This window comes from Parabacteroides faecalis, from assembly GCF_022809355.1.
Lineage (GTDB): Bacteria > Bacteroidota > Bacteroidia > Bacteroidales > Tannerellaceae > Parabacteroides > Parabacteroides faecalis.
This window is the reverse complement of record NZ_JAKZMM010000005.1, coordinates 69,624-85,225: the sequence shown is the minus strand read 5'-3', so window position 1 is coordinate 85,225 and position 15,602 is coordinate 69,624. Positions and strand designations below refer to the sequence as shown.

Sequence of the window (15,602 nt, the reverse complement as noted above, 5' to 3'; positions counted from 1 at the left end):
CAAATACCCTATATAAAGAAGCAAGCCAAAGTAATTTTGGCTTGCTTCTTTCGTCTGATACAGTTTTTCTCTTGCAAGAAAGAGCTGAAGTGTTTCTTTTTTCACCGAATCTTGTTACCTTAGCCGATAAATAAACGAAGAACATGGTAACAACGATTCTGAAAAACTTATACCAGTCGTACGTCGGCCAGCCGGCAGAAGACATCACCGAGCTGCCTTCATCGGGTTCTAACCGGCGATACTTCCGACTGACAGGACCTCAGACTTTGATCGGGGTAAGCGGAACTGCTCCCGACGAGAATAAGGCATTCATCTATATGTCAGCCCATTTCCGGGAGAAAGGGCTTCCTGTTCCGCAAGTTTTCATCCAGTCAGACGATTGCCGCTTTTATCTCCAGGAAGATTTGGGCGATACGCTTCTTTTCGATGCAATCGAAAAAGGGCGGAAAAGTTGTGTATTCGATGAAGAAGAGAAAAGACTGTTACACAAAACCATTCGTCTGTTGCCTACCATTCAGTTTGTCGGAGCCGACGGTTTTGACTTCAGCCAGTGTTATCCGCAGGCCGAATTCAATCAACGGTCCATTTTATGGGATCTGAACTATTTCAAATATTGTTTTCTGAAAGCTACCGGAATGGAGTTTCAGGAAGACCGTCTGGAAGATGACTTCCAGAAAATGGCAGATGTCTTGCTACGCAATTCCTCGGCTACGTTCATGTACCGGGATTTCCAGTCGAGAAATGTCATGATCAAAAACGGAGAACCCTGGTTAATTGACTTCCAGGGCGGACGGAAAGGGCCGGTCTATTATGATGTCGCTTCGTTTTTATGGCAGGCCAAGGCGAAATATCCCGAAGAACTCCGTCAGGAACTCCTGCATGAATATATGGATGCCCTGCGGCAATACATACCGGTAGACGAACGTTACTTCATGAGTCAGTTACGTCATTTCGTATTGTTCCGCACACTTCAGGTACTAGGAGCCTACGGATTCCGCGGTTACTTCGAAAAGAAGCCGCACTTCATCCAAAGTGTTCCGTTTGCCATTGAGAACTTGCGGCAACTTCTCAAGGAAGATTATCCCGAATATCCGTACCTCAGCCATGTCTTGCGTGAGCTGACCGAACTGAAACAATTCTCTGACGACCTCAAGAAACGTACTTTGGAAGTGCGGATCGTCAGTTTCGCGTATAAAAAAGGAATTCCGAATGATCCGACCGGCAACGGCGGCGGCTTTGTATTCGATTGTCGTGCCATCAACAACCCCGGTAAATACGAACGATACAATCATTTTACAGGACTGGACGAACCCGTTATCCGCTTTCTGGAGGAAGACGGAGAAATAACCCATTTCCTGGAACATGTATTTACCATCGTAGACGCCTCCGTCAAACGATATATGGACCGGGGATTTACCAACCTGATGATTTGCTTTGGCTGTACAGGCGGGCAACACCGGTCGGTTTATTCAGCCCAACATCTGGCAGAACATCTGAACCAGAAGTTCGGAGTCAAAATACATTTAACACACAGAGAACAAAACATCGAACAAATATTTGAGTCTAACCTATGAAAGCACTAGTATTTGCAGCAGGCTTAGGGAACCGGTTAAAGCCTATCACCGACACCGTACCCAAAGCGTTGGTTCCGGTGGGCGGAAAACCTATGCTGGAACATATCATCCTTAAACTGAAAGATGCAGGATTCACCGATATCACCATCAACATTCATCACCTGGGACAACAAATTATCGACTTCCTGCAGGAAAAGAATAACTTCGGAATCGATATCCATATTTCCGATGAACGCGAATATCTGTTGGATACAGGCGGAGGCATCAAACATGCTGCCCCTTTTCTTAACGGAGATGAACCGTTCCTCGTTCACAACGTAGATATCTTTTCCAATATCGACCTGAAAGAACTCTATAACCGGCATCTCGAGAGTAAGGCATTGGCAACACTTCTGGTCAGCAAACGGAAAACATCCCGTTATCTGCTCTTTAATAAGGAGAACAAACTCTGCGGATGGAGAAACCGGGAAACAGGAGAAGTAAAATCCTATTATCCGTATTTCAATCCAGATCAGTACCAACAATTCGCTTTCAGTGGCATCCATGTGCTCTCTCCTGAAATCTTTCGCTGGATGGAAGACTGGACAGGCAAATATTCCATCATCCAGTTTTACCTGTCAATCTGCGCAAAGACCAATATTCAGGCCTACGAAGTTGCCGATCTGAAATTATTGGATGTAGGGAAAAAAGAAACATTAACCTTGGCCGAAACATGGGTCAAAGAAAATTTATGACAGTATGAGCGGTATTCCAAATCTACGAGAGTTGGTGTTTAGAGATACTCCTTTCGCCAACCTCATGAACAAACGTATATATAATGTATTGCTGATCGCCACCAAATACGACGCCTTCATGCTTGAAGACGACGGACGTGTGGATGAACAGATATTCAATGAATATACAGCGTTAAGCCTTCGTTATCCGCCTCGGTTTACGCAGGTAACGACAGAAGAGGAAGCTTTGAACGAGTTGAAAAACCGGAACTTCGAGCTGATCATCTGCATGCCGAACATGGATAACCGGGATATATTTGCCGCTGCAACCGAAATTAAAACACATTATCCGCATATTCCGATCGTAGTCCTGACGCCTTTCTCCAAGGAAGTTTCCAAACGAGTGGCGAATGAAGATTTGAGTGCGATCGACTATGTGTTCAGTTGGTTAGGTAACTCAGAATTGCTGTTGGCTATCATCAAGCTGATCGAGGACAAGATGAATGCTCCTGACGACGTGGCCAGTGTAGGTGTACAGATCATTATGCTGGTGGAAGATTCTATCCGGTTCTATTCATCCGCCTTGCCTCATCTGTACAAATTCGTTTTGGAACAAAGTCAGGAATTTGCTAAGGAAGCTCTGAATCCTCATCAGCAGACATTACGTATGCGTGGACGCCCTAAGATCAAACTGGCCCGCACCTACGAAGAGGCAGTCCGGATCTTCGAGCAGTACCAGAATAATATCCTGGGAATTATCTCCGACATGAGCTTCATGCATACGGGAGTAAAAGATCCGTATGCCGGTTACAAATTCGGTCAATACGTTCGGAAAACCGGAAAGATCATTCCGTTTATCCTTGAGTCATCCGAATCGGCCAACGAAGTATATGCCCATGAGCTGGGTGCTTCCTTCATAGACAAGAATTCAAAGAGCTATCCGCAGGATTTACGCAAGAAAATCATGCAACGCTTTGGCTTCGGCGACTTTGTCATCCTGAATCCGAAGACAAAAGAGGAAATCATGCGGATCAAGGACCTGAAAGACTTGCAGAAGAAAGTATTTCAAATCCCTGATGATTCGTTGGTTTATCATCTGAGCCGCAATCATTTCTCGCGCTTCTTCTACTCGCGTGCCATGTTTCCGCCCGCCGAAGTCTTGAAGAATGTCGATGTGAGCGATTATAAAGACATGGATGAAGCCCGCAAACTGATCTTCGACCTGATTGTGCAATATCGTCGGATGAAGAATAGTGGCGTTGTGGCCATCTACAAGAAAGAGCGTTTCGACGAGTATAGTAACTTTGCCCGCATCGGAGACGGTTCTTTGGGAGGAAAAGGACGTGGTTTGGCATTCATCGGAGCCATGATCAAGCGATATCCCAAACTCGAGCAGGAGAACTTTGCCGTGAATATTCCGAAGACGGTCGTGATCTGTACCGACATCTTCGATGAGTTCATGGAAACAAACGAGCTATATCCTATCGCCCTGAGCGATACCGACAACGATACCATCCTCAAATACTTCCTCCGGGCCAGTCTTCCTTCGCGTCTGATAGAAGACTTGATGGCATTCTCGGAAGTCGTAAAAGGACCGATTGCCATCCGTTCTTCCAGCTTGCTGGAGGATTCACACTATCAACCGTTTGCCGGAATCTATTCAACCTATATGATTCCGAAGCAGGAAGACAAGTATGAAATGCTACGCTCACTCAGTGATGCGATCAAAGCCGTGTATGCCTCAGTATTTTATCAGGACAGCAAAGCCTATATGACGGCCACATCCAACCTGATCGATCAGGAAAAGATGGCAATTGTCCTGCAGGAAGTAGTCGGTACGCAATATGGCGACCATTATTATCCGACGATCTCCGGTGTAGCACGTTCCTTAAACTTCTACCCGATCGGCAATGAGAAGGCCGAAGACGGAATTGCCAATATCGCATTAGGCTTAGGAAAATACATTGTCGACGGAGGGCTGACACTTCGTTTCTCCCCACGCCATCCGCATAATATCTTGCAGATGAGTTCGACGGATTTTGCTTTGCGTGAAACCCAAACCCGTTTTTATGCCCTGGACTTGAATCCGGAGAACATCGTGGATAAGTTTTCGGTAGATGATGCATTCAATCTGAAGAAACTGACACTGAAAGAAGCTGATGCCGACGGTTCGCTCAAGTTCATCACTTCGACCTATGATCCGTATGATATGATTATTCGAGATGGTTATTATCCGGGTGGACGTAAGATCCTTTCGTTCGTGAATGTCTTGCAGCACGATGTCTTTCCGTTGGCCAGCACACTAGACCAGTTACTTCAGATCGGACAAAAAGAAATGGGCCGACCCGTAGAGATCGAGTTTGCCATCAACATGAACAAACAAGATCCCCGCATAGCTACCTTCTATTTATTGCAGATCCGGCCTATCGTCGATAACAAAGAGGTGATGAATGAAGATCTTTCAGTAATACAACAGGAAGATACCATCCTTTCATCTACCAGCGTGTTGGGGCATGGAATCATCAATGATGTACAGGATGTCATTTATGTGAAGACTGGAGCTTTCAATGCCGCCAACAACCAGTTGATTGCCTACGACATCGAGAAGATGAACCGGAAGTTTACCGGTACAGAGACTAACTATGTGTTAGTCGGTCCAGGACGTTGGGGAAGCAGTGATCCTTGGTTGGGTATTCCAGTAAAATGGCCGCACATCAGTAATGCCAAAGTAATTGTTGAATGCGGATTGGAGAACTATCGGGTTGATCCGAGTCAAGGAACACATTTCTTCCAGAATCTGACATCTTTTGGTGTAGGTTATTTCACGATCAATCCGTTCAAAGGCGAAGGCTGGTTTGATGAAGATTATCTCAACCAACTTCCTGCCGTAGAAGAGACCGAATATCTGCGTCATGTCCGTTTGCATGCGCCAATCGTAATCAAAATGGACGGCAAACGTAGTCTGGGTGTCGTCATGAAACCCTGAAAGGCATGAAACCATACTAACAAACAAATTAGAGACAAGTCTATGGATACACAAATTATAGAGAAAATAAAGGAACGTATAGCGACAAATCCGTATGTCAACTTTCTTGGGATTCATTTCTCGAAGATAGAAGAAGGTTTTGTCGAAGCTCGGATGCCATTAAGAGACGAGCAACGCCAATACAGCGGTGTAACACATGGTGGCGTCCTGGCAGCACTGGCTGATACCATTGCCGGATTTGCCGCTTACACAATGACGCCTTTAGAAAACGATGTACTAACTGCCGAATTGAAAATCTCTTTTCTTCGGGCAACTTGGGGATACGAACTAATTGCGAGAGGCTTTGTAATCAAGCCTGGACGAAGGTTACACTTTTGTGAGTGCGAAATCTATTGTGATGACAAACTGGTAGGAAAAGCTTCGGGAACATTCTGTGTGGTTGAGTCACAGGTTGACTAAATGAATTATATTACCGATCATGACAAAACATAGTGTTATTAAAGTAATCACGGGATACGTTTTCTCCTGTTTGGTAACAGCCGGATGGGGACAAACGGAAGGTCCTAATTTAATTATCCGGGCCGACGACATGGGTTCATTCCGTGCCGCAAACATTGCTTGCATCGAAGGATACAAGAATGGCATTGAAACTTCTATTGAAGTCATGGCTGTAACACCCTGGTTTCCGGAAGCGGCCAAATTGCTAAGAGAAAATCCGGGTGTTGATGTCGGATTGCATCTGACCATCACCAGCGAATGGGACAACATCAAATGGAGACCATTAACCCATTGCCCAAGTCTGATAGACAGTAACGGATACTTTTTCCCCATGATGAATGCCAATCCAAACTATCCGGGTCTGGCCATTATGGAAAACAAGTGGAATCTGGCAGAAATAGAACAGGAATTCAGAGCACAGATCGAATTAGCTCTAAAGAATATTCCTCAAATCAGCCATCTTTCGGGACATATGCTTTCTACGGGTTTTGATCCTAAAGTTGCAGAGCTGGTACATCGTCTTGCCGATGAATACAATCTGTCGGCAGTAGATCGGGTCAATGCAATGAAAGAGTATAACTTTTCATATGCAGGCTACGAAGGCTCAAACAAAACAGCAGCCGACAAGGAAGCCAGTTTCATCAAGATGCTTGACAAGCTGGAGCCCAATCAAAACTATATGTTTATTGACCATCCTGCTCTTGATAACGAGGAAATGAAAACAGTCGGACACATTGGATACGAAAATGTTGCAGAAGACCGTCAGGGCGTGACAGACTTATTTACTAGTCCACGTGTCAAAGAAGCAATTCAGAAACGTAACATTCGCTTGATTAGTTACAACGATCTGACTAAATCGTTGCCACGAGCTGAAGCTACACCTCAATTAACCAAGGCAATTGACAAATATCTGCAGGCAGTAGAAAAAGAAAAGCAAGACTTGCATAGCATCATGGTTCTTCAGCATGGACAGGTAATAGCAGAACATTGGCGAAGTGAAGGAGCCTGGAATAAACCTCATATCATGAATTCCGTCAGTAAGACATTTACTGCAACGGCCATTGGCTTTGCTGTCTCTGAAGGGCTATTGAAAGTAACCGATAAAGTTATCTCTTTCTTTCCGGATGAATCTCCTGCTACGATCAGTCCGAATCTGGAGAAACTAGAAATCCGTCACTTACTAACCATGTCTGGTGGACATGATACAGACCCGACAGGAAAAATCCGTTCTTCCAAAAACAACAATTGGGTAAAAGATTTCCTCAACACACCTTTTGAGCATGAGCCCGGAACATTCTTCTGCTATAACAGTATGGGCACCTACGTTCTTTCTGCCATTGTCCAAAAGGTAACAGGACAGAAAGTCATTGATTACCTCTATCCTCGCCTGTTCCGCCCGCTAGGTATTACCGGTATTCATTGGGACGAAAGTCCACAAGGTATCAATTGCGGAGGTTGGGGACTTTACATCCGGACAGAAGATATGGCCAAGATGGGACAATTCATTCTCCAAAAAGGTCAATGGAAAGGGAAACAGCTGTTACCTGAAAGCTGGATAAACGAAGCAACAACATCGCATATAGCCTCCGTACCAGCAGGTGTTCATCCGGAAGAACTCAAGGGTAAAGGATTGACGGTCAAGAATAGTGACTGGCTGCAAGGCTATGGCTATCAGATGTGGCGCTGCCGACATGATGCTATACGGGCAGATGGAGCCAACGGGCAATACATCATTATCTTGCCAGAGAAAGATGCGGTAATTGTTACCACGGCTCATATAGGAGACATGCAGGCAGAAATCAATCTGATATGGAAATATATCTTACCGGCACTTCCTTAACCTGAAAGTAGTAAATTCAAGATTTCCATCCTATCCATTATTACTTATAGGAAAAAGATGGAAAGATATATATTCCCGATCTTCCTAACAGTCGTGTTCTTGTGTTGGAAGAACCTTCTTGCTGTCAATAAAGAAAAAGAAACAGGCATGTAGTTAGTAGTCCACCAAGAAAAGTCAGAAGATTCTTCAAGATTGCATCTGCTACTAACTACATGCTTACTATTTCAACAAGTCCGTGGGTGTAAAGCTAAACGGAAGAAGCGAAGAGACCGATTCGATAATCCGAACAGTTGTTTTGCCACATAGCAGAATACGCATAGGGCACTTTGAACGAGATTCACTTTCTAAAAGTACCTGACAGCAGGCACCGCATGGAGAAATCTCATCTCTCACCTCTCCTTCCGACTGAGCAATGACGGCCAAGGCAACAACCGGTTCGTTGGGATAATTGGCGCCTGCAGCAAACAAAGCTATGCGCTCGGCACACAAACCTGACGGATAGGCAGCATTTTCCTGATTCGCACCTGTCACAATCGTTCCGTTACCCAATAAAACGGCTGCTCCAACCTGGAAATGAGAATAGGACGCATAGGCATGCTCCGAAGCTTTCAAAGCCGATTCATATAAATTCCGATCTGAAACAGATAATTCTGACAATGCAGCTGTTACATATTTAATCTGTATTTGCTGTTCTTTCATATATAAATGATTTTATTTCCCGAAGATACACAGTAGAAAACAAAATCCCAACAATTTCAGCAGAAAACAGTACACGATTTCTTTACGAACACAAACTATAAGAATTCCTTTTCCTGCTTCTCGCGATACATGCGCGGAGAAAGTCCTAAATGCTTCTTGACATACTTTCCGAAGAAAGAAATATTCGGGAAATCCAATTCGTTGGTGATCTCTTTAATACTCTTCTCTGTTTTACGAAGCAGATAAACGACGTCTTTCATCACGTACTGATCGATCAGGTCTGATGCAGGCTGACCGGAAATATCTTTACATACGGCCGACAAATATTTCGGTGATACATGCAGGCAATCCGCATAATAAGATACTGAACGTTTCTTGGGATAGCTAGATGCAAGAAGGTCGATGAATGTCTTAAACAAGTTTTCTGCCGACTTATAAGAAGAAGGTTTCAAGGTAATAAACCGGTCCAGCGTATCATGGAACTCATACAGGAAAGCCAGCAACAAGGCATCAACCAATTCTTTACGGTATTTCTTGTTCTTCGTCGTGAGTTTATACTTCAGCAAATCATAGTACCAGCAAAAGGTACGAACCTCATCTTGCGTCAACGACAAAACTGGATTCTTTTCCAAGAACAAGCGGATATCCCAACTGTCATTATTAATGACTGTCAGCTGTCGTACGTATTCAGGCGACAAACAGATACTACGGCATTCGAAGTCCATACTGATCATACTGCTTTCCAAAATAATATTCGGATGGCAGATAAAAACATCATTAACCTGAATCTCATGAAACTGATCATCAACAAACAATGATGCTTTTCCTTTAAGACATAATACTACAACAAAGGCTTCGATCCTAACACTTATCTTCGGATCCAGATTCTGTAAGTTATCTACAAAAACCATGCGTTCATCCGAATATGAAGCAATCTCCTCTACTTCCTTGTCGCCAAATTTCTTTGTCAATATTTCTTTTTCCATCATTCGTTTCGTTTATTATTTCTGGCATGCAAAATAACGAAATATTACTTTCTGACCAGTGGTACATTTTTCCCAATCACTATCCTCCATTTCCTTTTACGCAACCAACAAGAAAAAGAGAACAGTTACAAGGAAAATCAGAAAGCCAGTTTTCTCTCCGAAGCCTATTTCTTTGCACGCAAATTTAATAAGCAATAAAAAATGAAGCAATTTATTCTAGTAACACTGTTGTCATTTCCTTTATGGATGACAAACTGCCACTCTGATTCGGAAGAAGCAGTTCATCAGGCATCGCCTATCAAAGTAAAAGTCATGCAGGTGCGTTCTGTAGGAAACTATCAGACACAAACATACTCTGGTACTGTCGAAGAGTCGAGTGAAACGGCTCTAAGCTTTAGCGTTGCCGGAACAATCCAGCAGTTAAAGGTACAAACAGGCGATCACATCCAGGCTGGACAACTGATTGCTACCGTCAATCCGGCCACGTATAAAAGTAGTTATAAAGCGGCACAGGCTGCACTCGAGCAAGCCGAAGATGCCTACCAGCGTATGAAAGAACTTTATGATAAAGGAAGCTTGCCCGAAATCAAATGGATCGAAATACAGAGCAAACTGCAGCAGGCACAATCGATGGACGAAGTTGCCAAAAAGAACTTGGAAGACTGCAATCTGTATGCTCCTTTTAGTGGTGTCATTGCTGAAAAGACAGCCGAAAGTGGTCAAAACGTCGTTCCGGGAATGCCAGTTGTCAAGCTGGTTGCTGTTAATCAGTTAAAGGTAAAAGTAGCTGTTCCGGAAACAGAGATTGCCCACATCAGCATATCTCAGCCGGCACAAATCCAAGTACCAGCCCTGAATGGACGAACCTTTCATGGTAAAATCATTGAAAAGGGAATTGTAGCCAATCCGTTGTCTCGTTCGTATGAGGTCAAAATCCAGATAAATGATGCGGACAAGACTTTGATGCCCGGCATGGTAACGGAAGTTGCGATCAGTAATACTGAAGAAAACAATCAGTTTGTCATCCCAGCCCGCGTCGTTCAATTAGATGAAAAGAACCAGACCTTTGTCTGGATAAATAAAAACGGAACAGCCCAAAGAAAATTCATCACTTGTGGAGATTATACAGCTTCGGGTGTAGTTGTCTTGTCGGGATTAGACAATGGCGATGAGATCATCACCGAAGGCCAACAGAAAGTTTGTGAAAATACAATGCTCAGCTTATAAACTAATCGTATGGAAAGAAAACGTAATGCAATCGAATGGGCCATGCACTACCGGCAAATTGTCATCCTGGTAGTCTGTTGCCTCATCGCTTTCGGTATTTACAGCTTGCCGAATATGCGAAAGAATGAATTTCCGGACTTCACGATTCGTCAAGGACTCGTTGTAGCTGTAGCTCCGGGTAACACCGTAGAAGAAATGGTTGAACAGGTCACTAAACCGCTTGAAGATTATATATTCACATATAAAGAAGTAAAGAAGAAAAAAACATTCTCAACAACCCGTGATGGAATTGTCTATATCCAGGTTGAACTCAACGATGACCTGAACAACAAAGACGAATTCTGGAGTAAGTTCAAGCATGGTGTTGCTGTATTCAAATCGCAGTTACCACAGAATGTACTTGCCGTGCAAGTAGTTGATGACTTCGGCGATACTTCGGCCTTACTGATCACCATGGAAAGTGAAGAAAAGACCTATCGTGAACTCGATAAGTATATGGAAGAACTGCAAAATCGCTTGCGACAAATTCCCAGTGTCGGACGTTTGAGCGTAAGTGGTCTGCTGAAAGAACAAATATCGGTTTATCTGGATAATGACAGGCTAAGTCAATATGGACTAAACGACCAGTTATTGGCTACCACACTCTTTACAAAGGGATTTACAACAACTGGCGGACAGATCAAAAGTGATGAATATGTACAGCCGGTATATGTTGCACAGTCATTCAATACAGTCTATGACGTAGAGCAGCAAATTGTCTATACCGATCCTTCGGGTAATAACATTCGCCTGAAAGATGTGGCCCGTGTCGTCAAAGAATATCCGGAACCAGACAGTTACATCAGCAACAACGACAAGAAATGTATTCTTCTGAGTGTTGAAATGAAGAAAGGACAGAACATTGTCAAGATGGGAAATGAGATCAACCAAGTTATTGAGGACTTCAAGCAAACCATACCGCAAGAAGTAAACATCTATCGGATCACAGACCAGAGTCAAGTCGTAGATGATAGTGTTACCAACTTCCTGAAAGAGCTGGTGATCGCCATTGTGGCTGTTATCATTGTCGTCATGTTGTTATTGCCGCTCCGGGTAGCTTTAGTAGCAGCTTCAACAATCCCGATTACAATCTTCATCTCATTAGGTCTGTTTAATGCCTTCGGTATCGAACTGAATACGGTGACGCTGGCAGCACTGATCGTGACCCTGGGTATGATTGTGGATAACTCGATCGTCATCATCGACAATTATCTGGAGAAAATCAGCGAAGGACAATCGCGTTGGCATGCTTCTATCGAAAGTACCACGCACTTCCTGAAGTCTATCTTCTCAGCTACGATGGCCATCAGTATCACCTTCTTCCCGTTCTTATTCATGACAACGGGTATGATCCACGACTTCATCCTGAGTTTTCCTTGGGCCATTACACTTATCCTTGGTATTTCTCTGCTTGTGGCAACAATGCTGGTACCCTTCATGCAGTTTTTTTTCATCCGAAAACCATTGAAAAGCTCAATACAGGCAGACGGGAAAAAGAAGTTCTCTTTTCTGGATGCTTTGCAGGAAGGTTATAACCGGTTGCTGGATGTTTGTTTCCACTGGCCAAAGACTACCGTTGGTTTAGGCATCTTTTCAGTCGTTGCAGGAGCTTATCTGATGTCAAACCTGCCACAGAAATTAATGCCTACAGCTGATCGTAACCAGTTCGCTGTTGAGATCACACTTCCAACGGGAACAGCCATCGACAAAACTACCCGTGTTGCCGACAGTCTTTCGCACATACTGCAAAAAGATCCACGAATACTTTCAGTGACATCTTTCAAGGGTTGCGCTTCACCGCGTTTCCATACAACATACGCTCCGCAAATTGCAGGAACCAATTATGCTCAGTTCATCATCAATACGACCGGCGTACAAGCGACGGAAGAATTGTTAGACGAATATACTCCCAAATTCACGGATTATTTCCCTGAAGCATCAGTCCGTTTTAAGCAGTTAAGCTACAGTCAATCGGCTTATCCAATTGAAATACGGCTGAGTGGAGAATCTGTAGACATATTAACTGAGAATGCCAATAAAGTCGTGAACATGTTGCATCAGATTCCTGAGCTGCGACTGATTCATACCAATTTCAACGAACCGCAGGCTGCCACCAAAGTGGTATTGAAGGAAGATGAAGCGACCCGACTGGGTGTAAGCAATATGGGAGTTGAGACAACACTTGCCATGCGCTACGGAAAAGGGTTGCCTATTACTAACACATGGGAAGGCGACTACAATATCCCGGTTGTACTGAAAAGCAAGAAATCCGACCGGTCGACTCCACAGGACTTAGCTAACGAACAGATTCCTGTACAAGCCGGATTAAGCACCGTTCCGCTGCGACAAATTGCCAACATTGAGCCTACTTGGGAAAACGGACAAGTAGTTCGCCGGAATGGAGTTTACACCATCAGTGTATTGGCAGATGTGGAACGTGGAGAAAATGCCATGGCTCTTATTGAAGAGATTCAGGGGAAACTGAATAAAATGACATTCAGCCCCGGAATTACGTTAAACATCGGAGGAGATTTGGAAGAAAGCGAAGAAAACATGCCTCCTATGATGAACGCCCTTGTCGTAGCTGCTGCCATCATATTCTTCATTCTGGTTGTCCACTTCCACAAGATCAATATTGCGCTGCTGATATTTGCCAGTATGACCTTGTGTGTATTAGGTGCAGCAACAGGAATCCTGGTACAAGGAGTTGATTTCAGTGTTACTTGTGTGTTGGGTCTGATCAGTTTGATGGGTATCATCGTACGTAATGGTATCATCATGATTGATTATGCCGAAGAGCTCCGCAAGACAGAGAAACTTTGCGTCCGTGATGCCATTTATCAGTCTGCCCGCCGCCGTATGCGTCCGATCTTCCTGACCTCGGCTGCTGCTTCCATGGGTGTTATCCCGATGATTTTAGGGAAAAGCGGCTTGTGGATGCCGATGGGAACCGTTATCTGTTATGGCACACTGATCACCATGCTCTTACTGCTGACCGTACTTCCGGTAAGCTACTGGCTCATATTCAGCGGTTCTACCCGGAAACGGGCACAATTGGCAGCTTTCGAAAACGAATAAACAGTTTGTAAACGATTTAATATAACTGAACAATGAAACATACAATCCAAATATTCTTCTTCATGCTTTCTTTTGGTATCGTTTCGCTGGGCTCTGCCAATGCCCAGCGGACATACACGTTGGATGAGTGCCTCGAACAGGCACTCTCCAACAATGTCCGCATGAAAAATGCAGAGAACAACAAAAAGATCTCTGCCCATGACCGGAAAAGTGCTTTTACTAAATACTTCCCATCTGTGAGTGCTACAGGAGCAGGATTCATCGCCAACAACGGTCTATTTGAATTACAGATGAGTCCGGAAATGCAAATGTCGCTTATGAAAAATGGTGTCATCGGAGGTGTTTCTGCCTCGATGCCCATTTTCACAGGTGGACAAATCGTTAATGGAAACAAGCTGGCTGAAGTAGGCGAAGAAGTCAGTCGCCTGCAATATAACCTGTCGGAGAATGAAGTCAGACTGACAACCGAAAACTACTTCTGGCAAATCATCACACTCAAGGAGAAACTTCAAACGCTGGCTGCTGTCGAAACCCAACTGGACAGACTGACAAAAGATGTAGAAGCGGCAGTCGAAGCCGGAATCACCACGCGCAACGACCTGTTGCAAATCCGTCTCCGTCAGAATGAGACACAAAGTAGCCGGATTCAGGTTGAAAATGCCTTGTCTCTTTCCCGGAATCTTCTGGCACAATATATGGGATTAGGCTCAGACAGTGTGGATGTGGCCTTTTCAATGGATAACCAACTGCCCGAAAACCCGTCAAATCTGTTTGAAGTTCCCGAAAATGCCCTGGTCCGTACCAGCGAATATCATCTGTTGCGACAGAACCTGAAAGCCAGCCGCCTGCAAAAAGACATAACCATCGGCAAGAATCTGCCTACCGTTGCTTTGGGTGGCGGATACTACTATGAGAACTTGATGGACAGAGACCATACATTTTGGATGGGTTTTGCTACGGTTTCGATCCCTATCTCCGGATGGTGGGGCGGTTCGCACGACATCAAGAAACAGAAACTTCAGGTCAGAAATGCTGAAAACCAGTTGCAAGATCAAAGCCAGATGCTGATGATCCGCATGCAACAGACCTGGAATGACTTGAATGATGCCTACAAGCAAGTCGGCATTGCCCTTTCTTCGATCGAACAGGCTACCGAAAATCTGCGCATCCAAACCGACTATTACGGTGCCGGTACCTGCACGATGAGCGAATGGCTCGACGCACAAACCCTGTTCCAGCAGAGTCGCGACAAATATGTAGAAGCCTATGCCCAATACGAAGTCAAGAAACGGGAATACATGCAGGCAACCGGACGGTGATACATCATCTGCACCCGATCCTGACGTTATAGGCTTTCTAAGCTAACATTCTTAGATTTTAATATAAATCCTATTAAGAATTAATTTTTTGACAGCTGTCGAAAAGCTTTTCCATATATGTGCTAAAGCTTTTTGACAAATGTGCTAAAGCTTTTCGACAATTGTCGAAAAATTAAAAAATAGTTAGTTTTATATTAGTTTTCTGTAGGACCGGCACTGCCCGGAAAGATCCGAAAGGATATTTAAACCACCCTTTCAGATTAATAACAGAGGGGCTATTCAAACGAACCATTTTTCTTTCCAAATAGACCTTTATCCCTATCACTTCCCCGCGTATATTTGCTACTACAAAAAACGAACAACAGTCTTTTTGGTATCGTACCAAAAGGACCACTAAAACTTTTTAGATTATGGCACTCAACAAACAAACAATCATCAACAATAGTAAGAAAGTATATGCCTGTATGTATCAGATGGTACACTATACATTCAACGAACTGCAAAAGATCTGTCAATTGGGGAATACCGAATTATGCCTGGCGTTGGTCCAACTGATACAGGAAAACAAAATCAAACAAGACAGAAACGAGCAAGGAATCTATTACGTTTTAAACGGCTAACTATCGATAAGAGGTTTTGAGTC

At 44.0% G+C, this 15,602-nt stretch carries 11 protein-coding genes; 9 read left to right on the top strand and 2 right to left on the bottom strand.

Annotated elements, in window-relative coordinates; translation table 11 throughout:
* Positions 1-143 precede the first annotated feature (143 nt).
* Genes MUN53_RS03060 through MUN53_RS03040 form a run of 5 tightly spaced genes read left to right on the top strand, consistent with a single transcriptional unit; the run spans position 144 to position 7,611 of the window.
* Positions 144-1,574, top strand: a complete 1,431-nt coding sequence (locus MUN53_RS03060; protein ID WP_022455032.1) for a RapZ C-terminal domain-containing protein — start codon at positions 144-146, stop codon at positions 1,572-1,574.
* Positions 1,571-2,308: a nucleotidyltransferase family protein gene (locus MUN53_RS03055; protein WP_022455033.1), complete on the top strand. Its 738-nt coding sequence runs from the start codon at positions 1,571-1,573 to the stop codon at positions 2,306-2,308. The genes MUN53_RS03060 and MUN53_RS03055 overlap by 4 nt, the downstream gene beginning before the upstream one ends.
* Before the next feature lie 4 nt (positions 2,309-2,312).
* Positions 2,313-5,273: a PEP/pyruvate-binding domain-containing protein gene (locus MUN53_RS03050; protein WP_243323336.1), complete on the top strand. Its 2,961-nt coding sequence runs from the start codon at positions 2,313-2,315 to the stop codon at positions 5,271-5,273.
* A 42-nt stretch (positions 5,274-5,315) separates the two neighbouring features.
* Positions 5,316-5,732 (top strand): PaaI family thioesterase, encoded by a 417-nt coding sequence (locus MUN53_RS03045; RefSeq protein ID WP_243323335.1) that lies wholly within the window; start codon positions 5,316-5,318, stop codon positions 5,730-5,732.
* A gap of 19 nt (positions 5,733-5,751) precedes the next feature.
* On the top strand, positions 5,752-7,611 hold the full coding sequence (locus tag MUN53_RS03040) for a ChbG/HpnK family deacetylase (RefSeq protein ID WP_262918187.1): 1,860 nt from the start codon (positions 5,752-5,754) through the stop codon (positions 7,609-7,611).
* Positions 7,612-7,830: 219 nt separating this feature from the next.
* Here MUN53_RS03040 and MUN53_RS03035 read toward each other — a convergent pair whose 3' ends face one another.
* Both MUN53_RS03035 and MUN53_RS03030 read right to left on the bottom strand, forming a co-directional pair.
* Complete coding sequence (locus MUN53_RS03035) at positions 7,831-8,310, bottom strand: cytidine deaminase (protein WP_243323333.1); 480 nt, start codon at positions 8,308-8,310, stop codon at positions 7,831-7,833.
* A 95-nt stretch (positions 8,311-8,405) separates the two neighbouring features.
* Positions 8,406-9,299 (bottom strand): helix-turn-helix domain-containing protein, encoded by an 894-nt coding sequence (locus MUN53_RS03030; RefSeq protein ID WP_317236337.1) that lies wholly within the window; start codon positions 9,297-9,299, stop codon positions 8,406-8,408.
* Between the two features lie 198 nt (positions 9,300-9,497).
* Here MUN53_RS03030 and MUN53_RS03025 point away from each other — a divergent pair, with 198 nt between their 5' ends.
* The 4 genes from MUN53_RS03025 (at position 9,498) to MUN53_RS03010 (ending at position 15,579) form a co-directional block, all read left to right on the top strand.
* Entirely contained in the window at positions 9,498-10,523 is a 1,026-nt protein-coding gene (locus tag MUN53_RS03025; protein WP_243323332.1) for an efflux RND transporter periplasmic adaptor subunit, read from the top strand.
* 9 nt (positions 10,524-10,532) lie between these two features.
* A complete protein-coding gene (locus MUN53_RS03020; RefSeq protein WP_243323330.1) occupies positions 10,533-13,640 on the top strand; it encodes an efflux RND transporter permease subunit in 3,108 nt (1,035 codons plus the stop codon).
* A 32-nt stretch (positions 13,641-13,672) separates the two neighbouring features.
* Complete coding sequence (locus MUN53_RS03015) at positions 13,673-14,959, top strand: TolC family protein (RefSeq protein ID WP_243323329.1); 1,287 nt, start codon at positions 13,673-13,675, stop codon at positions 14,957-14,959.
* A gap of 410 nt (positions 14,960-15,369) precedes the next feature.
* Positions 15,370-15,579, top strand: coding sequence for a hypothetical protein (locus MUN53_RS03010; protein WP_243323328.1), 210 nt, complete (start codon positions 15,370-15,372; stop codon positions 15,577-15,579).
* Positions 15,580-15,602 lie beyond the last annotated feature (23 nt).

Coding starts and splice junctions, on each gene's coding strand:
- MUN53_RS03060 (WP_022455032.1), top strand. CDS start 144: ATGGTAACAACGATTCTGAAAAACTTATACCAGTCGTACGTCGGCCAG.
- MUN53_RS03055 (WP_022455033.1), top strand. CDS start 1,571: ATGAAAGCACTAGTATTTGCAGCAGGCTTAGGGAACCGGTTAAAGCCT.
- MUN53_RS03050 (WP_243323336.1), top strand. CDS start 2,313: ATGAGCGGTATTCCAAATCTACGAGAGTTGGTGTTTAGAGATACTCCT.
- MUN53_RS03045 (WP_243323335.1), top strand. CDS start 5,316: ATGGATACACAAATTATAGAGAAAATAAAGGAACGTATAGCGACAAAT.
- MUN53_RS03040 (WP_262918187.1), top strand. CDS start 5,752: ATGACAAAACATAGTGTTATTAAAGTAATCACGGGATACGTTTTCTCC.
- MUN53_RS03035 (WP_243323333.1), bottom strand. CDS start 8,310: ATGAAAGAACAGCAAATACAGATTAAATATGTAACAGCTGCATTGTCA.
- MUN53_RS03030 (WP_317236337.1), bottom strand. CDS start 9,299: ATGATGGAAAAAGAAATATTGACAAAGAAATTTGGCGACAAGGAAGTA.
- MUN53_RS03025 (WP_243323332.1), top strand. CDS start 9,498: ATGAAGCAATTTATTCTAGTAACACTGTTGTCATTTCCTTTATGGATG.
- MUN53_RS03020 (WP_243323330.1), top strand. CDS start 10,533: ATGGAAAGAAAACGTAATGCAATCGAATGGGCCATGCACTACCGGCAA.
- MUN53_RS03015 (WP_243323329.1), top strand. CDS start 13,673: ATGAAACATACAATCCAAATATTCTTCTTCATGCTTTCTTTTGGTATC.
- MUN53_RS03010 (WP_243323328.1), top strand. CDS start 15,370: ATGGCACTCAACAAACAAACAATCATCAACAATAGTAAGAAAGTATAT.